This is a genomic window from Bacillus nakamurai, assembly GCF_001584325.1.
GTDB lineage: Bacteria > Bacillota > Bacilli > Bacillales > Bacillaceae > Bacillus > Bacillus nakamurai.
The window spans coordinates 45,945-65,521 of the sequence record NZ_LSAZ01000034.1 but is presented as its reverse complement, the minus strand read 5'-3'; the positions used below and the strand labels follow the sequence as shown (position 1 = coordinate 65,521).

Below are 19,577 nucleotides of genomic sequence, written 5' to 3'. Positions count from 1 at the left end.
GGGGATTTTATAAGACTTCCATTTTCATGTACAAAAAACAAGAACACATCGTTGTGTCCTTGCTTGGCTACTTTTTCTGCTTCATTAATTTTTCATATACCTGCTTTATAGCGGCTTCAAATTTCCCCGTTTGTTTCGGCTTATAATATTGTTTGTTTTTTAGCGGGTCAGGCAAGTATTGCTGCTCTACCCAGCCGTTCTCAAAATTATGCGGATATTGATAGCCGATTCCCCGTCCGAGCTCTTCTGCCCCTTTATAGTGCGCATCCTTTAAATGCTTCGGCACGTCTCCGATTTTCCCCGCCCTGATATCCTTGATCGCTTCATCAACTGCTAAAATGGCGGAGTTGGATTTTGGCGAAAGGCACAGCTCAATGACCGCGTTAGCCAGCGGTATTCTCGCTTCAGGAAAGCCGATCCGCTCTGCGGTCTGGATGGCGCTCAGCACCCTGGCACCGGCCTGCGGGCTTGCAAGTCCGATATCTTCATAGGCAATGACAAGAAGCCGCCGTGATATGCTTTCAAGATCTCCCGCTTCAATAAGACGCGCCAAATAGTGAAGGGCGGCGTTTGCATCAGAGCCGCGAATCGATTTCTGGAACGCGGATAAGACGTCATAATGCGCATCTCCGTTTTTATCATGGGAAAAGCTTTTTTTCTGGAGGCATTCTTCCGCGGTTTCAAGCGTAATGCGGATGGCGCCGCCGTCGGACTCTTTCGTTGATAACACGGAGAGCTCAAGCGCGTTTAAGGCCGAACGGACGTCTCCGCCGCAGCCGCTGGCGAAATGATCCATCGCTTCGTCATCAACTGCAACACGGTAAGAACCGAGTCCCCGGTGTTCATCCTTCAGCGCTCTTGTCAGCGCCTGCTTGATTAAATCGGGCGTTAAAGGTTCAAGCTCAAATATTTGCGTCCGGCTTCTGATGGCCGGGTTAATGGCGTGGTAGGGATTGGCTGTCGTTGCGCCGATTAAGATAATCATGCCGTTTTCTAAATAAGGCAGCAGAAAATCCTGTTTTCCCTTATCGAGCCTGTGAACTTCATCAAGTATTAAAATGACCTGCCCGGACATTTTCGCTTCCTGTGCGACAATCTCCATATCTTTTTTATTATTGATAACGGCATTCAGTTTCCGAAAAGCAATGCTTGTCGAGCCTGCAATGGCCGTGGCTATCGAGGTTTTGCCGATTCCCGGCGGCCCGTACAGGATCATTGATGATAAATGCTTGGCACGCACCATTCTGCCGATAATTTTATCTTCTTTGACCAAATGCTCTTGGCCGATAATATCTTCTATTTTGGTAGGACGCATCCGATACGCTAATGGCTTCATGATCATCTCTCCTTACATATACAGGGTAACGGAAAAATAACGAATAGAAAAGGGGATTGTCTCAGTCCGCGTGAGCCAATGAAAATTAGGATAAGTTATGTTATAATAACAGTTGGTCTATAAGATACTAAACAGATTATTCATATCCATTTACTTGTATAAATTAACAATTAGAAATGACTGGGGTGTTCATAATGAAAATATCGACAAAGGGAAGATACGGGCTCACCATTATGATTGAATTGGCGAAAAAGCACGGAGACGGTCCGACTTCGCTAAAAAGCATTGCCCAAACAAACAGCCTTTCGGAGCATTACTTAGAACAGCTTGTATCACCGCTCAGAAACGCAGGGCTCGTAAAAAGCATCAGGGGTGCTTACGGCGGTTACGTGCTTGGCGGCCAGCCTGAAGAGATAACGGCCGGAGACATTATCAGAGTGCTGGAAGGGCCGATCAGCCCGGTGGAAGTGCTTGAGGATGAAGAGCCTGCCAAACGGGAGTTATGGATCCGCATCCGAGACGCCGTAAAAGAAGTGCTGGACAGCACGACATTAGAAGACCTTGCGAGCTACACGGACGGCGAGCAGGAAGCATACATGTTCTATATTTAAATCAGAGGTGTAAAAACAATGGAACGGATTTATTTAGATCATGCCGCGACATCTCCCATGGATGAGCGTGTGCTGGAAAAAATGAAACCGCACTTTTTCGGCAGTTTCGGCAATCCGTCAAGCATTCATTCCTTCGGGAGAGAATCACGCAAATGGGTAGACGAAGCAAGAGCGGAGATCGCGCGGGAAATCGGAGCGAAAGAACAGGAAATCATTTTCACAAGCGGAGGAACGGAAGCTGATAATTTAGCCATCCTTGGAACCGCTGCTGCCCGGACAGACAAAGGAAAGCATATCATTACGACAGCTATTGAACATCATGCCGTGTTGCATGCTTGCGAAAAGCTGGAGGAAGACGGGTTTGAGGTGACATACCTGATCCCGGGTCCTTCAGGACGGATCAGTGCAAATCAGGTGAAAGAAGCGCTTCGTGATGATACAATCCTTGTTACCGTCATGTATGGCAATAACGAAGTCGGAACCGTTCAGCCGATTGACGAGATCGGCGGGCTGTTAAGCGGGCATCAGGCATATTTTCACACAGATGCCGTTCAGGCGTTCGGTTATGTGCCGATTGACGTGAATAAAAGCCGAATTGACTTGCTGTCTGTTTCCGGTCATAAGCTAAACGGACCAAAAGGGACAGGCTTTTTATATGTAAATCAAGAGGTGAAGCTGTCTCCGATGCTCCTTGGGGGAGAGCAGGAAAGAAAACGGCGCGCAGGAACGGAAAATGTGCCGGGCATCGCCGGGTTAAAAGAAGCGGTCGTTCTTTCAAGCCGGGAGCGGGAGGAAAAAACCGCTCTGTTTAAGGAGTTTAAAAACATGATCATCAGCACGCTGGAAAAAGCCGGCGTCAAGGCAGAGGTAAACGGAGATGAGGCGAACAGCCTGCCTCATATTTTAAACCTTTATTTTCCGGGTGTGCCGGTAGAAGCGCTGCTGGTCAATCTTGATATGGAAGGCATTGCCGTATCAAGCGGGTCTGCATGTACGGCCGGCTCCGTTCTCCCGTCCCATGTGCTGACGGGTATGTTCGGAAGCGAGAGCGACAGGCTGACCTCGTCGATCCGCATCAGCTTCGGCCTCGGCAATACGGCGGAACAAATCGAAGCAGCCGCCGAAAAGCTTGCCGCCGTTGTCAAACGGCTTGCTTAAACAAGGCGGACTTACGTTTTTTAATGGAGTGAATGCAAATGGAAAAACGGCCGGAGGATACAAGAGTCGTTGTCGGTATGTCAGGCGGCGTCGACTCTTCTGTGGCAGCCCTTTTGTTAAAAGAGCAGGGCTACGATGTAATCGGGATATTTATGAAAAACTGGGACGATACGGATGAGAACGGTTTTTGCACGGCGACGGAAGATTATGAAGATGTCATCCGGGTCTGCAACCAAATCGGGATTCCGTATTATGCCGTCAATTTTGAAAAGCAGTATTGGGAAAAGGTGTTTCAATATTTCCTGGATGAATATAAAGCCGGAAGAACCCCAAACCCGGATGTCATGTGCAACAAAGAAATTAAGTTTAAGGCTTTCTTAGAGCATGCTTTATCACTCGGAGCGGATTATCTCGCCACAGGCCATTATGCGCGGGTTGACAGAAGCGGCGATTCAGTGCGTATGCTTCGCGGCCTTGATGAGAATAAAGATCAAACCTACTTTTTAAATCAGCTCAGCCAAGAGCAGCTCAGTAAAGTCATGTTCCCGATCGGTGATCTGCAAAAAAGCCGCGTGCGGGAAATCGCCAAAGAAGCAGAGCTTGCGACCGCAGCGAAAAAAGACAGCACAGGCATCTGCTTTATCGGTGAACGCAACTTCAAAACGTTCCTCAGCCAATATCTCCCTGCTCAGCCGGGCGATATGATGACGATGGACGGAGAAGTGAAGGGGCGCCATGACGGACTGATGTATTATACGATCGGCCAGAGGCACGGCCTCGGAATCGGAGGAAGCGGCGAGCCATGGTTTGCGGTCGGAAAAGATCTTGAAAAAAATATTTTATACGTTGATCAAGGGTTCCATAATCCGCTTCTGTATTCTGATAAGATTACAGCGACAAACGTCAGCTGGACGCGTCCCGGCATTATGGACGGAAGTGAAATGACCTGCACGGCGAAATTCCGCTACCGTCAGGAAGATCACAAAGTTACCGTGAAAATGACGGGCGCAGATGAAGCGGAAATCTTATTTGACGGGCAGGTTCGCGCCGTGACGCCGGGTCAAGCCGTCGTCTTTTATGACGGTGAAGAGTGCCTTGGCGGCGGAACGATTGATGATGTCTTTAAAGACGGAACGAAATTGTGGTACGTATAACACATGTAAAAAACCTCAACTCGCATGTTGGGGTTTTTTAGCGAAAGGAAGATGAGAAATGGATTATAATAAAATGGGTATTGACGCCATGCAGGAAGGCGATTTTGAAAAAGCGGCAGAGGCCTTTACAAAGGCAATTGAAGAAAACGGCCAAGACCCGGTCCCATACATCAACTTTGCGAACCTGCTTTCCTCAGTCAATGAATTGGAGCGGGCGCTTGCATTTTATAACAAAGCGCTTGAATTGGACAGTTCAGCGGCAGCGGCTTATTATGGAGCGGGAAATGTATATGTCATGAAAGAATCTTATCCGGAAGCGAAGGACATGTTTGAAAAAGCGCTTCGTTCAGGGATGGAAAATGGCGACTTGTTTTATATGCTCGGCACCGTACTCGTTAAATTAGAGCAGCCTAAGCTTGCGCTGCCTTATTTGCAGCGTGCGGTTGAACTGAATGAAAATGACACGGAGGCCCGTTTCCAATTCGGAATGTGCCTGGCAAATGAAGAAATGCTCGATGAGGCACTGGCGCAATTTGAGACGGTTATTAAGCAGGACCCCGGCCATGCGGACGCGTTTTATAATGCCGGAGTTGCTTACGCGTACAAAGAAAACCGCGAAAAGGCGCTTCAGATGCTTGAACGCACGCTTGACATACAGCCGGATCATATGCTCGCGCTTCACGCGAAACAGCTTATCGCCCAATCATAATCGAGAAGGAGGGAAGGCTCGTGGATCAGCTGAAAATGGAAGAAGAGCCGTTTGTAAAAGGCACCATTCTTACTGTCATTTATCATAATGACACCAACCTGTACACGGTACTGAAAGTAAAGGTTGCCGAAACGTCTGAAGCGATTGAAGACAAGGTCGTATCCGTAACGGGCTACTTCCCTCTGCTGCAAGAAGAAGAGACCTACACGTTTTACGGAAAAACGGCAACACATCCCAAGTTCGGCCTGCAATTTCAGGCAGAGCATTTTAAAAAAGAAATTCCGACCACAAAAGAAGGTATCATCCACTATTTATCAAGTGATCTGTTTGAGGGCATCGGTAAAAAAACGGCAGAAGAAATCGTAAAAAAGCTGGGAGACAGCGCACTGAATAAAATTCTGGCCGATGCTTCGGTTCTTTATGATGTGCCGAAAATGTCAAAAAAGAAAGCGGACAAGCTTGCGGGCGAGCTTCAGCGCCATCAGGGCCTGGAGCAGATTATGATTTCTCTGAACCAATACGGCTTCGGGCCGCAGCTGTCTATGAAAATTTATCAGGCTTACGAAACAGAAACGCTCGAAAAAATTCAGGAAAATCCTTATCAGCTTGTGAAGGATGTGGAAGGCATCGGCTTTGTAAAAGCGGATGAGCTGGGCGGAAAAATGGGGCTGTCCGGAAACCACCCTGAGCGGATTAAAGCGGCTATTTTATACACCATTGAATCAACCTGCCTTGCAGAGGGTCACACGTACATAGAAACAAAGCAACTCATCATCAACACACAAACGCTTTTAAACCAATCCGCTGACGGCGGGCGCGTGACGGAGATGGACGCGGCCAACGGCATCATCGCTCTCGGGGAGCATAAAGATATTGTCATAGAAGATGAACGCTGTTATTTTCCATCCTTGTTTTACGCGGAGCAGAACGTTGCGAAGCGCGTGCTTGATATTGCGGGCCAAACTGAGTACGCTGATCAATTTCCCGAATCAGAATTTTTGCTGGCACTCGGTGAATTGGAAGAGCGCATGAAAGTTCAATACGCCCCGAGCCAAAAGGATGCGATTCAAAAGGCGCTGTCATCACCGATGCTGCTGCTGACCGGAGGACCCGGTACCGGAAAAACAACCGTAATCAGAGGGATCGTCGAATTATACAGCGAACTGCACGGCGTGTCGCTCGATCCGGCAGATTATAAAAAAGACGAAGCATTTCCAGTGCTGCTTGCCGCCCCGACTGGAAGAGCCGCAAAACGGATGAGCGAATCAACGGGTTTGCCGGCTGTCACGATTCACAGGCTGCTCGGCTGGAACGGGGCTGAAGGTTTTACCCATAATGAGGATCAGCCGATTGAAGGAAAGCTGCTCATTATAGATGAAGCGAGTATGCTCGATATTTGGCTGGCGAACCATCTGTTTAAGGCGCTTCCTAAGAATATTCAGCTGATTATTGTCGGCGATGAGGACCAGCTTCCGTCTGTAGGGCCGGGCCAAGTATTAAGAGATCTGTTGGCCTCGGAGGTGCTGCCGACGGTCCGCCTGACCGACATTTACCGCCAGGCTGAAGGATCGTCCATTGTTGAGCTTGCCCACGATATGAAAAAAGGAATGCTGCCTAAAGGACTGACGGCACCGACGAAAGACCGCTCTTTTATCCGCTGCAATTCCTCGCAAATTAAAGAGGTTGTTGATAAGGTCGTCTCAAATGCTTTAACAAAGGGCTATACATCAAAAGATATCCAAGTGCTTGCGCCAATGTACAGGGGAAAAGCCGGAATTAATGAGCTTAACATGCTTTTGCAGGGCATTATGAATCCGCCGAAAGAAAAAAGGCGTGAATTGAAATTCGGGGATGTCGTCTACAGGACGGGAGATAAAATATTGCAGCTTGTCAATCAGCCGGAAAACAATGTATTTAACGGTGACATCGGCGAAATCGTGTCCATCTTTTATGCCAAAGAAAATACGGAAAAAGAAGACATGGTGGTCGTTTCGTTTGACGGCAATGAAATCACTTTTACGAAAAAAGATTTCAGCCAATTTACCCATGCCTATTGCTGTTCGATTCATAAGTCTCAAGGAAGCGAATTTCCGATTGTCGTTCTTCCGGTAGTCAAAGGCTATTATCGGATGCTCAGGAGAAATCTGCTGTATACCGCCATTACAAGGGCGAAAAAATTTCTGATTCTTTGCGGAGAAGAAGAAGCGCTTGAGTGGGGTGTCAAAAACAATGATGCAACTGTCAGACAAACATCGCTGAAAAACAGGCTGGCGCAGCAGACGGAAGAGATGGATGAAGAACTGGCGGCGCTGCAAAAAGAGCTGCCGTTCAGTGTTTATGATGCAAACATCGGAATGGAAGGCATTACGCCGTTTGATTTTATGAAAGAAGAAGCGTGAACAGATCCCGGCATGAACAGGTGCCGGGTTTTTTATTGTGGAAGTCATTTCAAAGTATGGCGCCCGGCTTCTCTGCAAAACCTATACGTGTTCAACAAAAGGTGGTTGATCACACTTTGAGAACATGCCATGCAGCTGAAGGACGCACTGTATATGCCGAACGCACTCGCCGTAACCTCGGAATGATATCGGATGTGTGTTTCTCTCTCGACGGACAGTTTCTCGGTTTTGTACTTGAGCAGAAACGCCTGTTTCATCACCGCCATCTCTTTTTGCAGGCCTCTGATATAAGCGATATGAGCCAGCAAGCCGTTTTTGCCGGCCCGGATAACCTTCAGCCTTTGCCGAAGCGCTGTTTCACCTATGAGCAGATTAAGATGCAGCCGGTGAAATCACCTGAGGGTGAAATGATGGGGCTTCTGGAAGATGTATACTTTTGTATGGACAAGGGCATAATCGTAGCATATGAACTCTCGGACGGCTTCTTTTCAGATCTGGCGGGCAAACGCCAAGTGCGGCGTGCAGCCGATACGCTTATTGAAATAGGGAAAGACGGCATCGTCCTGAACGGATAAGAGGTGTAGTCTGTGCTTATATGTCCAAACTGCAAAAGTAAAGATATCGGCAAAATCGGCGTAAACCAATATTATTGCTGGGGCTGTTTCATTGAACTGACGGTGGCAAAAGGCAAAATTGCGACACATCAAGTAGAGGAAGACGGCACGTTAAGCAGTCTTGATGATTTGTTTTCTGAAGATGAACGCAGTATCAATTTTTAGTTTTGAAAGGAGATACGCGCGATGGGTAAAACAATGACCTCTTTATTGGCTTTAGGAGCGGGAGCCATTATGTACCGTATGGCCTCTCAGTCAGATATGATGAACAAAAAAGGCATGAAACGGATGAGAAGACGTGTCATGAAAATGTTTTAATTTGAAAAAGGATACTTCTTATAGGAGTATCCTTTTTACGTCTGTCTGGCTTCAAGCCGTCTGGCTGCTAGTGAAAGGCTGTAATTGACCGCAAAATACATAAAGGCCGCCAGCGCAAATATCGGGAAGAAATAACCGCCGTCTGCACTTTGTCCGTTTAATATCTGCGCATTATGAATCAATTCGGGAAGAGCGATGACAACCGCGAGAGACGTATCCTTTAACAAAGAGATAAATTGGCTTACAATCGGCGGAACCATGCGGCGAAGTGCCTGCGGCATCACGACGAGAAAGAGTGTTTGCGTATAGGACAGGCCTGAAGAACGTGCCGCTTCAATCTGTCCTTTATCAACGGATTGTAAACTGCTTCCGCTTCTGATGATTTCTGACAGCATGGCCGATTCGAATATGGTAAGCGCCGTGATGGCCGCTGCTGTAATCTCCAGTTTAATTCCGATTTCCGGCAGGGCGAAAAAAGTGAAGAAAATGATTAGTAACAGCGGCAGGTTTCGGATGGTTTCAACAGCTGCCGCAATGACGCGGGAGACAATCGGGATTTTCGCATAGCGCAAAGTGCCGGCGACAAGCCCAAAAATAAAACTGAGTATAATCGAAATAAAAGCAACATAAATCGTAATCAAAAAACCGTTCCATAAAAACAGCAGATGGTCCGGCGTATAGGCGCCGATGAAGTCCATGGCTCTCACTCTCCTTCGTCAATAGCTTTTTCCAAGGCGTTTTTCTAAATAATGAACACCGAGGCTGAGCGGTATCGTTAAAATTAAATAAAAGAGCGCCGCAAAGATGTACACATCAAATACAACGAGTGTGCTGGAGGAAACGAGATCCGCCTGATACATTAAATCCAATCCCGCCACCACCCCGAGTATGGAGGAGTTCTTTACAAGGTTTAAAAATTGGTTTCCAAGCGGCGGAATAACGATTTTAATCGCCTGGGGAAGGATGATGTATCTCATCGCCTGGCCGTATGTAAAGCCTGAGGATCTGGCAGCTTCCATTTGTCCTTTGGCGACGGTCTGAATCCCGGCCCTGATTGCTTCTGCGATAAAGGCGGACGTATATATAGTCAGCGCGATCGTCCCCGCCTGGAAGCCGTCAAGCCGCAGACCGGCGTTCGGAAGGCCGAAATAGAAAACAAATGTAATTAAGAGGAGGGGAATATTTCGGATGAATTCCACATACGCTGTTCCGATCCATTGAAATGGCTTAAAAGACGTAATTCTCATAACGGCAATCAGAACACCCAGCAGAAAACTGCCGGCCAGTGCGATCAGGCTTGCGAGCAGCGTGTGGAAAAACCCGTCCAGATACATATCGAAGTTATTAGTTAAAATGGAAATGTTCACGCTTTTTCACTCCTTATAAAATGGGGATGAGCATACCTGCTCATCCCGCAGATGGTGCTATTTTGCTGGGTCTTCTTTCATCCATTTTTTATAGATTTCATCATATCTTCCGTCGGACTTCATTTTTTTCAAAGAGGCGTTTATCTCCTTTACGAGGCCCGATTGGCCTTTTTTCACGGCGATTCCGTACGGCTCATCGGTAAAAGTGCCGCCTGTCAGCTGATAGTTTTTATTTTCATCAGCCATGCCGTACAAAATGGCGTTATCGGTTGTAAGGGCGTCTCCCTGTCCTGATTTAAGAGCGGTGAAAGCTTCCGCGTAATTTTCAAATTCCAGCACTGTCGCGTCAGGCGCTTTTTCCCTGATGTTTTGTGAGGAGGTTGAGCCTTTTACCGCCAAAACTTTAGAGCCTTTCCCGAGGTCAACGGTGCTTTTCATCTTGCTTCCTTTTTTGACGAGCAGGGATTGCCCGGCTTTGAAATAGACATCTGAGAAATCAACTTCTTTCTTGCGTTCATCCGTTATCGTCATTGTTGCTGCGATAGCATCGATATCGCCGTTTTGCAGCATCGGTATCCTCGTTTTGGATGTGACTTCTTTAAACTCTGCTTTCTTCTCATCGCCTAAAATATCTTTTGCGATTTGTTTGGCGATATCAATATCGAAACCTTCAATGTCTCCGGAGCTTGGGTTTTTCAGCCCGAATAATCTGGTGTCGGTTTTGACGCCGAAGACGATTTTGTCATTGTCTTTAATAGCGGCCAATGTATCTTTTTTGCTCCCTTTTGAATCTCCGCCCGTTTCCTTGCCTCCGCAAGCGGCTAACATGAAGACGGCCAAAAGTGAAATTAATCCGAAAGATAACCATTTTTTTACACGTGACATTAAAGTTCCTCCGCTTCTTTATCAGTGATTTAATATACGGCTTAAGAATAAACGCGCCCTCTCCTCGCGGGGGCTCGCGTAAAACTCAGCCGGTGCAGCTTCTTCTAAGATAGATCCGCCGTCGATAAAAACAATGCGGTCGGCGACCTCTTTGGCAAATCCCATTTCATGAGTCACGACAACCATTGTCATGCCTTCTTTTGCGAGAGTTTTCATGACATCCAGCACCTCTCCGATCATTTCGGGGTCGAGCGCGGACGTCGGTTCATCGAACAGCATGACTTCAGGCTTCATCGCAAGTCCTCTGGCGATGGCCACGCGCTGCTGCTGCCCGCCTGAAAGCTGTGATGGATACGCATCCGCTTTGTCAGGAATGCCGACTTTCTTCAAATAAGATAAGGCGGTTTCTTTTGCTTCCTCTTTTGATTGGTTCAGTACTTTCATCGGGGCAAGCATGATATTTTGCAATACGGTTTTATGCGGATACAAATGAAAATGCTGAAACACCATGCCGATGTTGCGGCGGACTTTATTAATATCCGTTTTTTTATCGTGGATGGCTGTGCCGTTTACCGTCAAGGTGCCTTCGTCAATCGTTTCCAGCTGGTTAATGCAGCGGAGAAGCGTGCTTTTTCCTGAGCCGGAAGGGCCGATGACAACGACAACCTCTCCCTTTTGAATCTGTAAATTAATGTCCTTCAGTACATGAAAATCTCCATAGTGCTTATTTACATCCTGAAAAGAGATCATTGCAATCCTCCTAAACAAAACTTCAAACAAGATGTGTCATATTTCCTAACTTTATATGTTAATAATATTAACGTTACGGTGTATTATACAGATTTTTTTGATTTGTAGTCAAATTTTTTTGTAATTTCTGACAATTCATTCGGTCAAGAGGTCTGCGTCATAAGGCTGACATTTACGAATCGGGAATAATTCCTGCTTTCTGTCAAAAGATAAAGCAAGAGGTGAAACACAATGCTTCAAAAACCGCTGCAGCTCTTAATGTGGGTGGCAATATGTCTGCTCGTATTGTTAACAGTGTATGTCTTTTGTATGCTCGATATGTTATGGTCGCCCTTGTGGCTTGTTATAAAATCTCTCTTTATTCCTATCTTCATTGCAGTATTTATCGCTTATCTTTTGCTTCCGATTACCGAATGGCTTCACGGCAAAGGGATGCCTAGAACTTTAAGCCTGCTTTTGATTTATTTTCTGTTTTTCGGAGGGATCGGCTGGAGCGTTTATAAAGGGGTGCCCGTATTAATTGAACAGCTGACGGATTTGTCCGCGAGCATCCCGGACCTTGCTGAAAACTACAACAGCATGCTGCGGCATTTGCATAATCATACGGATCATTGGCCGGACGGCATGCACCACCGGATGGACAAAATGATTCAGCAGACGGAAAATTTTCTCGCCGGGACGATTGAGAGCACCATCAGAAGCATTCGTTTTGTGCTTGATTATATTCTGATTGCGGCGACGATTCCTTTTCTCGTTTTCTATATGGTCAAAGATATTGACTTAATGAAAAAGACAGTCTGGTATTTAACCCCGAAGTCATGGAGAAAAAGGGGCAGTGAATTTTTGCGGGATGTCGATGACTCTCTCGGCGACTATATCCGCGGCCAGCTGCTCGTTTGTTTTTTGCTCGGTCTTTTGGCCGGCGGTTCTTTTTGGCTGTTCGGTCTGCCTTATCCGCTGATTTTAGGCCTCATTATCGGAATTACGAATGTGATTCCGTACTTCGGCCCGTTTATCGGCGCGGTTCCGGCGCTGCTCCTTTCGCTGGCGCTGTCGGTTAAGGCTGTAATCGTCGTCATTGTCACCATCTTTATTCTGCAGTTTATAGAAGGCAATATCTTAAGCCCGCTCATTGTCGGCCGAAGCCTCAAAATGCATCCCGTCGTTATTATGCTTGCGCTTTTGGCCGGCGGAGAACTTGCGGGCATTCCAGGCATGATTCTCGCCGTCCCGGCAACAGCCGTTTTAAAGGTGATGGTCATTCACTTTTTGCGGATAAGGACGGAACATTGACATTCGGACCTTGCTTGTCTATAATTTCGAGTAGAATACATACGAATCTCGAGTGACGGATACGAGTACGCCGAAGACCTGTTTAAGAGAGAAGCTCCAACATGCTGAAAGGAGCTTTAACAGAAGAGCGGCAGAAGCTAATCCTGAGTGCAGTTAAAGGCTGCCGCAGTCCTGCGTTACGGGATGAAAGGTGACGGGCCGGCGGCGCCCGTAATCAGGGTGGTACCGCGAGACAGCTCTCGTCCCTGTGTGAACGCATGGTTTGCATAGGGAGAGGGCTTTTTTGCTGTCGCAAAAGAGAATTTCGGGTAGTGATAAGGAGGAATATCGATGAAACACTTAACATCTGCTGAAGTGCGTCAAATGTTTTTAGATTTCTTTAAAGAAAAAGGCCATGCCGTAGAGCCGAGCGCCTCATTGGTGCCTCATGAAGATCCGTCTTTATTGTGGATCAACAGCGGCGTTGCGACGCTGAAAAAATACTTTGACGGCCGTGTCGTGCCGGAAAATCCAAGAATCGTGAACGCGCAAAAATCAATCCGCACAAATGATATTGAAAATGTGGGAAAAACAGCGCGCCACCATACATTTTTTGAGATGCTCGGAAACTTTTCCATCGGAGATTATTTTAAAGAAGAAGCCATAACTTGGGCGTGGGAATTTTTAACGAGCGAGAAATGGATCGGTTTTGATCAAGAGCTTTTATCCGTCACGGTGCACCCTGAGGATGAAGAAGCATATGACCTGTGGGCAAAAAAAATCGGCGTTCCCGAAGAAAGAATCATCCGTTTGGAAGGAAACTTCTGGGATATCGGCGAGGGCCCGAGCGGACCGAATACAGAGATTTTCTATGACCGCGGCGAAAAATACGGCAATGATCCATCCGATCCTGAATTGTATCCGGGCGGGGAAAATGATCGTTATCTTGAAGTGTGGAACTTAGTGTTCTCTGAGTTTAACCACAATCCGGACGGCACGTATACGCCGCTTCCGAAGAAAAATATTGATACGGGCATGGGGCTTGAACGGATGGTTTCTGTCATCCAAGACGTTCCGACCAACTTTGACACCGATTTGTTTATGCCGATTATCGAAGCGGCAGAACGTATTTCGGAAGAAACATATGGCAAAGACGATGTGAAGGACACGGCTTTTAAAGTCATTGCAGACCATATCAGAACGGTAGCCTTTGCGGTGAGCGACGGGGCGCTTCCTTCAAATGAAGGGCGCGGCTATGTGCTGAGACGCCTTTTGCGCCGGGCTGTGCGATATGCGAAAACAATCGGCATCAACCGTCCGTTTATGTATGAGCTTGTTCCGACTGTAGCTGACATTATGGCGGCCTTCTATCCGGAAGTCAAAGAAAAACAAGACTTTATCGCCAAAGTCATTAAAACGGAGGAAGAGCGCTTTCATGAAACGCTGAATGAAGGGCTTGCCATTTTATCCGACGTCATGAAAAAAGAAAAAGAAAACGGAAGCGGGATCATCTCAGGAAAAGACGTGTTCAAACTGTACGATACGTACGGCTTCCCGGTCGAATTGACGGAGGAATACGCAGAAGATGAACAAATGAAGGTTGACCACAAAGGCTTTGAAGAAGAAATGAACAAACAGCGCGAGCGCGCCAGAAACGCTCGTCAAGATGTCGGCAGCATGCAGGTGCAGGGCGGCGCATTGCGAGACATTACCGCTGAAAGCACATTTGTCGGCTACAGCCGTACAAAAGCCGAGGCTAAAGTAATCGAGCTTCTCCGGGACGGACAATTAATCGGCGAGGCGCATGAAGGGGATACGGTTCAGATTCTTCTTGATGAAACACCGTTCTACGCTGAAAGCGGCGGACAAATAGGCGATAAGGGCGTGCTGAGAAGCGGACAGGCTGTCGTGAAAATTAAAGACGTCAAAAAAGCGCCGAACGGCCAGCACGTGCATGAAGGTACAGTGGAAAGCGGCACTGTTCAAAAAGGCATCAGCGTTACTGCGGAAGTTGAGGATCAAATGAGAAGCGGCGTGGTGAAAAACCATACGGCAACACACCTTCTTCATCAGGCGCTCAAAGACGTCCTCGGCACACATGTCAACCAAGCGGGTTCACTTGTAACAGAAAACCGGCTTCGCTTTGATTTCTCCCACTTCGGCCAGGTGACAAAAGAAGAACTTGACCGCATTGAAGTGATTGTGAACGAAAAAATCTGGGCCAGCATTCCTGTAGCGATTGACCTCAAACCGATCAGTGAAGCGAAAGAAATGGGCGCAATGGCTCTGTTCGGCGAGAAATACGGTGATATCGTACGCGTCGTTCAAGTCGGGGATTACAGCCTTGAACTTTGCGGCGGCTGCCACGTCAGCAACACGGCTGAAATCGGCTTGTTTAAAATCGTATCTGAATCAGGAATCGGGGCCGGCACACGAAGAATCGAAGCCGTAACAGGAAAAGGCGCTTATCAGGAAATGAACAGCCAGCTCGGCTTGCTTTATCAGGCAGCAGATGAATTAAAGGCAAACGTAAAAGATGTGCCGAAACGCATCCAATCTCTTCAGGCAGAGCTGAAAGAAGCGCAAAGAGAAAATGAATCACTCTTAAGCAAGCTCGGCAATGTAGAAGCGGGCGCCATTTTGTCTAAAGTAAAAGACATCGGCGGTGTGAAAGTGCTTGCTGAAAAAGTAAACGCCAAAGATATGAACCACCTGCGTACAATGGTGGATGAATTAAAGGCGAAACTCGGTTCCGCGGTTATTATCCTGGGAGCGGTGCAAAATGATAAGGTCAATCTTTCAGCAGGCGTAACCAAAGATCTGATCGAAAAAGGACTTCATGCCGGCAAAATGGTCAAACAAGCAGCGGAAGTGTGCGGCGGAGGCGGCGGAGGCCGTCCTGACATGGCGCAGGCCGGCGGAAAGCAGCCTGAGAAATTGGAAGAGGCCCTCAATTCTGCGGAAGATTGGATAAAATCCGTTTTATAATCCTTTCAACTAGTGTAGAATGATGATAAGATGAGGACCTCAGGCTGAACTTTGCCTGCGAATTTGGGAAAGAGGTGCAAAACGGTGAGCTCGTTTGATAAAACGATGAAATTTAATTTCTCCGATGATTCTGCTGAAACAAACGTCGAAGAAGTGCTGATTACGGTATATGATGCGCTTCAGGAAAAGGGGTACAATCCTATCAACCAGATTGTCGGATACTTGCTGTCAGGAGATCCTGCATACATTCCTAGGCATCGCGACGCCCGGAACTTAATTCGTAAATTGGAACGCGACGAATTAATTGAGGAATTGGTAAAATCCTATCTAGAACAGCATAAAGAGGCGTAAACAAACTCATGAGAATACTGGGACTTGATTTGGGAACGAAAACACTCGGCGTTGCTTTGAGCGATGAGATGGGCTGGACGGCCCAGGGCATCGAGACGATAAAAATAAACGAAGCGGAAGGGGATTTGGGGCTTGCCCGTTTATCCGAGCTGATAAAGGACTATAATGTAGATAAAATCGTGCTCGGCTTTCCGAAAAACATGAACGGAACGATCGGCCCGAGAGGCGAAGCCAGCCAAACATTTGCGAAACTGCTTGAAACAACGTACAATGTTCCTGTTGTACTGTGGGACGAGCGTCTGACGACGATGGCGGCTGAAAAAATGCTGATCGCGGCTGACGTCAGCAGGCAAAAACGAAAAAAAGTCATTGATAAAATGGCGGCTGTCATGATCCTTCAAGGATATCTGGACAGCTTAAACTAAGAGGTGAAAACAATGGAACACGGCGAAAAACACATTACGATTGTCGATGATCAAGGCAATGAACAGCTTTGTGAAGTGCTGTTTACATTTGAAAACGACGAATTTAACAAATCTTACGTCCTTTACTATCCGATTGATGCCCAGGATGATGAAGAGATCGAAATTCATGCTTCAAGCTTCGAGCCGAATGAAAACGGAGAAGACGGCGAGCTGATGCCGATCGAAACTGATGAAGAGTGGGAAATGATCGAAGAAACGCTGAATACGTTTTTAGCGGAAGAAGACGAAGAATAAGCCGACACAAAAAGCCGGAGCCGATAAGCCGCTCCGGCTTTTTTGTTTGTAATAAATTGCCGAATGCACCCGAATCATGTAGTATAAGAGCTGTTGGGAGGGAAAAACTTGTATGGATATCAATCAGCCTAAAAATTCATTTCTGCACAAAAACAAAAAAATGACTATAATACTGTCCTCCGTTATTGCTGTTCTCATCATCATTGGCGGTGCTTTTTTCTATGGAAAATCATTGCTCGCGCCAGTTGAAAAAGGCAGTAAAACGACAGTAAATATTAACATTCCGAGCGGGTCTTCGGTATCAGCCATAGCGGCTGTCCTTGAGGATCAGCATGTCATCAAAAGCAAGAAAGCGTTTCAGCTCTATGTGAAATATAAAGGCGCTGCCGGGTTTCAGGCCGGTTATTACCACCTGAACAAAGGAATGGACGCGGATGCGATTATCAAAAAGCTGACTGCAGGCTCAACGGGCTATGCGTTTCAAATCACCGTTCCGGAGGGGAAACAACTCACCCAAATTGCCGAAGCGATCGCAAAGGAAACGTCATTTTCAAAACAACAGGTTATGGCTAAGCTTGACGACGAAACCTTCATAGCCAAATTAAAAAAACAATTTCCCGATACGATAACAGACGCTCTTTCTAATAAGAAGCTGAAGCATCCGCTCGAAGGCTATCTGTATCCGGCTACATACCCGTTTAACGATCCGGATACATCCCTGGACGCGATTCTGACGGCTATGGTTCAGGAGACAAACACCCGCGTCGAAACGTATAAATCGGTTCTTGCGAAAAAGAAACTTTCCGTGCATAACGCACTTACGATGGCATCGCTCATCGAAGAAGAAGCAACGGCGAAAGCCGACCGCCATAAAATCGCAAGCGTATTTTACAACAGGCTTAAAGAAAAGATGCCGCTGCAAACCGATCCGACTGTTTTATATGCGGCGGGCAAACATAAAAGCCGTGTCTATTATAAAGATTTGAAAATCGACTCTCCGTACAACACGTACAAGCATAAGGGGCTGCCGCCGGGGCCGATTGCCAATGCCGGCGATTCTTCATGGGAAGCGGCGCTTAACCCGGATAAAACCGATTTCCTCTATTTCTTGGCAAAATCAAACGGCGAAGTTGTTTTTACGAAAACATTAAAAGAACATAATAAAGCAAAGGAAAAGTTTATTTCCAAAAAAGACAGCGAATAAAGGAGGGCAAAAGCTCTCCTTTTATTCCATTCTAAAAGGTTTTATGATAAAATATATCGGGTTGTTTACTTATGAATAAAGAAGTGTCTTAGAGAGTGTCCCCGCGGATTCGATTGGGGCACTCCTTTTTAGAACGGAGGCTGTTTGCCGTGAATGATCGGTATGAACAAATAAATGAGTATATAAACGCATTGCTGAAGCCTCGGCCTGATAAAGTGAAAAAGCTTGAAGCCTATGCAAAAGAGCATCATGTTCCGATTATGGAAGAAGCGGGCATCGAGGTGCTGCTTCAGATGCTGTCTATTCAACAGGCGAAAAACATTTTAGAAATCGGTACGGCAATCGGATATTCCGCGATTCGTATGGCATCAGAGCTGCCGGAAGCGGACATTTACACGATTGAACGTGATGAAAAACGCTATAAAGAAGCTGTGAACAATATAAAAGACTTTGAAATGGATGATCGGATTCACGTACTATACGGGGATGCGTTGGAGCTTTCGGAGTCTGTACATGTCACGGCTCCTTATGATGCGATTTTTATCGACGCGGCCAAAGGCCAGTATACGAACTTTTTTGAGCTCTACGAACCTATGCTTGCGCCGGACGGCGTCATTTTCACAGACAACGTGCTGTTTAAAGGTCTGGTGGCGCAAGACCATTCACAAATTGAGCCGAAAAGAAGACGGAAGCTCGTCGAAAAAATCGATCAATATAATCAATGGCTGATGAACCGCCCTGACTATCAAACGGTCATACTGCCGGTCGGAGACGGTATCGCCATTAGTAAAAAGAAGAGGTGACGATCATGAAAAAACCTGAGCTCTTGGTGACACCGACAGCGGTACAGGATATTCTGCCGCTTATAAAAGCAGGCGCAACGGCGCTGTTAGTCGGGGAACAAAGATACGGCCTGAGACTGGCCGGGGAATTTTCAAGAGAAGATATCAAAGAAGCTGCAGCCATTGCCCATAAAGAGGGCGTGAAAGTGTACGCGGCTGTCAATGCTATTTTTCATAATGAAAAAGCGGACGAGCTTAACGGCTACCTTGCCTTTCTGCAAGAAGCCGGCGTCGATGCTGCTGTATTCGGAGATCCGGCCGTTTTAATGGCGGCGCGGGAAGCAGCTCCTGGCCTCAAACTTCACTGGAGCACTGAAACAACTGGAACCAACTACTACTCCTGCAACTATTGGGGCCGCAAAGGCGCAGCCCGCGCGGTGCTCGCAAAGGAATTAAATATGGACAGCATCGTTGAGATTAAAGAAAATGCTGAAGTGGAAGTTGAAATTCAAGTCCACGGCATGACTTGCATGTTTCAATCAAAACGTTCATTAATCGGCCATTATTTCGAATATCAGGGTAAAGTCATGGACATCGAACAGAAGAAAAAAGAAGCGGGCATGTTTCTGCATGATAAAGAACGGGGCAATAAATACCCGATTTTTGAGGATGAAAACGGCACGCATATCATGAGCCCGAACGATGTGTGCATCATAGACGAATTAGAGGATCTGATTGACGCAGGCGTGGATTCTTTTAAAATCGACGGCGTCCTGAAGTCTCCGGAATATTTAGTTGAAGTGACCCGCATGTACAGAGAAGCGATTGATTTATGCGCTGACAGCCGGGAAGCATACGAAGATCAAAAAGAGAGCTGGATAGAGCGGATTGAAAGCATTCAGCCTGTGAACAGAAATATAGACACAGGATTTTTCTTTAAAGAAACGGTCTATTAAAAAG

Annotated in this window: 21 protein-coding genes; 16 read left to right on the top strand and 5 right to left on the bottom strand. The window is 46.8% G+C overall.

The genetic code is table 11. The annotated features are described in order from the left end of the window. Window positions 1-67: 67 nt before the first annotated feature. Window positions 68-1,336 carry a replication-associated recombination protein A gene (locus AXI59_RS14250; RefSeq protein WP_061522901.1) on the bottom strand — a complete coding sequence of 423 codons (1,269 nt, stop codon included), beginning with the start codon at window positions 1,334-1,336 and terminating at the stop codon, window positions 68-70. Window positions 1,337-1,530: 194 nt separating this feature from the next. On the opposite strand from AXI59_RS14250, the gene cymR reads away from it, so the two are divergent. From cymR to AXI59_RS19465, 8 genes are all read left to right on the top strand, one after another. Next, window positions 1,531-1,947, top strand: coding sequence for a cysteine metabolism transcriptional regulator CymR (cymR, locus tag AXI59_RS14245; protein WP_061522900.1), 417 nt, complete (start codon window positions 1,531-1,533; stop codon window positions 1,945-1,947). Between the two features lie 18 nt (window positions 1,948-1,965). Beyond that, entirely contained in the window at window positions 1,966-3,105 is a 1,140-nt protein-coding gene (locus AXI59_RS14240) for a cysteine desulfurase family protein (protein ID WP_061528577.1), read from the top strand. A gap of 38 nt (window positions 3,106-3,143) precedes the next feature. Further along, on the top strand, window positions 3,144-4,259 hold the full coding sequence (gene mnmA / locus AXI59_RS14235; protein ID WP_061522898.1) for a tRNA 2-thiouridine(34) synthase MnmA: 1,116 nt from the start codon (window positions 3,144-3,146) through the stop codon (window positions 4,257-4,259). Window positions 4,260-4,347: 88 nt separating this feature from the next. Further along, a complete protein-coding gene (locus tag AXI59_RS14230) occupies window positions 4,348-4,968 on the top strand; it encodes a tetratricopeptide repeat protein (protein WP_156476298.1) in 621 nt (206 codons plus the stop codon). A gap of 35 nt (window positions 4,969-5,003) precedes the next feature. Then, window positions 5,004-7,367 carry an SF1B family DNA helicase RecD2 gene (gene recD2, locus AXI59_RS14225; protein ID WP_061523002.1) on the top strand — a complete coding sequence of 788 codons (2,364 nt, stop codon included), beginning with the start codon at window positions 5,004-5,006 and terminating at the stop codon, window positions 7,365-7,367. Between the two features lie 116 nt (window positions 7,368-7,483). Beyond that, window positions 7,484-7,942: a PRC-barrel domain-containing protein gene (locus AXI59_RS14220; protein WP_061522896.1), complete on the top strand. Its 459-nt coding sequence runs from the start codon at window positions 7,484-7,486 to the stop codon at window positions 7,940-7,942. Between the two features lie 12 nt (window positions 7,943-7,954). Beyond that, window positions 7,955-8,146: a hypothetical protein gene (locus AXI59_RS14215; RefSeq protein ID WP_003225893.1), complete on the top strand. Its 192-nt coding sequence runs from the start codon at window positions 7,955-7,957 to the stop codon at window positions 8,144-8,146. A gap of 21 nt (window positions 8,147-8,167) precedes the next feature. Then, window positions 8,168-8,299: a YrzQ family protein gene (locus tag AXI59_RS19465; protein WP_064485278.1), complete on the top strand. Its 132-nt coding sequence runs from the start codon at window positions 8,168-8,170 to the stop codon at window positions 8,297-8,299. Between the two features lie 35 nt (window positions 8,300-8,334). Here AXI59_RS19465 and AXI59_RS14210 read toward each other — a convergent pair whose 3' ends face one another. From AXI59_RS14210 to AXI59_RS14195, 4 genes are read right to left on the bottom strand one after another with little or no spacing between them, the layout of a single operon-like run. Continuing rightward, entirely contained in the window at window positions 8,335-8,997 is a 663-nt protein-coding gene (locus AXI59_RS14210; protein ID WP_061528576.1) for an amino acid ABC transporter permease, read from the bottom strand. A gap of 18 nt (window positions 8,998-9,015) precedes the next feature. After that, window positions 9,016-9,666, bottom strand: coding sequence for an amino acid ABC transporter permease (locus AXI59_RS14205; protein WP_061528575.1), 651 nt, complete (start codon window positions 9,664-9,666; stop codon window positions 9,016-9,018). A 57-nt stretch (window positions 9,667-9,723) separates the two neighbouring features. Then, complete coding sequence (locus AXI59_RS14200) at window positions 9,724-10,551, bottom strand: transporter substrate-binding domain-containing protein (protein WP_061522893.1); 828 nt, start codon at window positions 10,549-10,551, stop codon at window positions 9,724-9,726. Between the two features lie 21 nt (window positions 10,552-10,572). Next, window positions 10,573-11,301: an amino acid ABC transporter ATP-binding protein gene (locus AXI59_RS14195; protein ID WP_061522892.1), complete on the bottom strand. Its 729-nt coding sequence runs from the start codon at window positions 11,299-11,301 to the stop codon at window positions 10,573-10,575. Window positions 11,302-11,532: 231 nt separating this feature from the next. Between AXI59_RS14195 and AXI59_RS14190 the strand changes: the two genes are divergently transcribed. The 8 genes from AXI59_RS14190 to AXI59_RS14155 all read left to right on the top strand — a co-directional run bounded on the left by AXI59_RS14190 (window position 11,533) and on the right by AXI59_RS14155 (window position 19,573). Next, window positions 11,533-12,594: an AI-2E family transporter gene (locus tag AXI59_RS14190; RefSeq protein ID WP_061528574.1), complete on the top strand. Its 1,062-nt coding sequence runs from the start codon at window positions 11,533-11,535 to the stop codon at window positions 12,592-12,594. Window positions 12,595-12,924: 330 nt separating this feature from the next. Then, a complete protein-coding gene (alaS, locus tag AXI59_RS14185; protein WP_061528573.1) occupies window positions 12,925-15,561 on the top strand; it encodes an alanine--tRNA ligase in 2,637 nt (878 codons plus the stop codon). An 84-nt stretch (window positions 15,562-15,645) separates the two neighbouring features. Next, window positions 15,646-15,912 carry an IreB family regulatory phosphoprotein gene (locus AXI59_RS14180; protein WP_003152749.1) on the top strand — a complete coding sequence of 89 codons (267 nt, stop codon included), beginning with the start codon at window positions 15,646-15,648 and terminating at the stop codon, window positions 15,910-15,912. Window positions 15,913-15,920: 8 nt separating this feature from the next. After that, the gene (gene ruvX / locus AXI59_RS14175) at window positions 15,921-16,337 is read left to right on the top strand and encodes a Holliday junction resolvase RuvX (protein WP_061528572.1); all 417 of its coding nucleotides are present in this window, start codon (window positions 15,921-15,923) and stop codon (window positions 16,335-16,337) included. A 12-nt stretch (window positions 16,338-16,349) separates the two neighbouring features. Then, a complete protein-coding gene (locus AXI59_RS14170) occupies window positions 16,350-16,631 on the top strand; it encodes a DUF1292 domain-containing protein (RefSeq protein WP_061522888.1) in 282 nt (93 codons plus the stop codon). 112 nt (window positions 16,632-16,743) lie between these two features. Beyond that, a complete protein-coding gene (gene mltG / locus AXI59_RS14165; RefSeq protein WP_061522887.1) occupies window positions 16,744-17,835 on the top strand; it encodes an endolytic transglycosylase MltG in 1,092 nt (363 codons plus the stop codon). 149 nt (window positions 17,836-17,984) lie between these two features. Continuing rightward, window positions 17,985-18,638, top strand: a complete 654-nt coding sequence (locus AXI59_RS14160; RefSeq protein ID WP_061528571.1) for an O-methyltransferase — start codon at window positions 17,985-17,987, stop codon at window positions 18,636-18,638. A gap of 5 nt (window positions 18,639-18,643) precedes the next feature. Next, window positions 18,644-19,573 (top strand): peptidase U32 family protein, encoded by a 930-nt coding sequence (locus AXI59_RS14155; RefSeq protein WP_061522885.1) that lies wholly within the window; start codon window positions 18,644-18,646, stop codon window positions 19,571-19,573. Window positions 19,574-19,577: the final 4 nt, after the last annotated feature.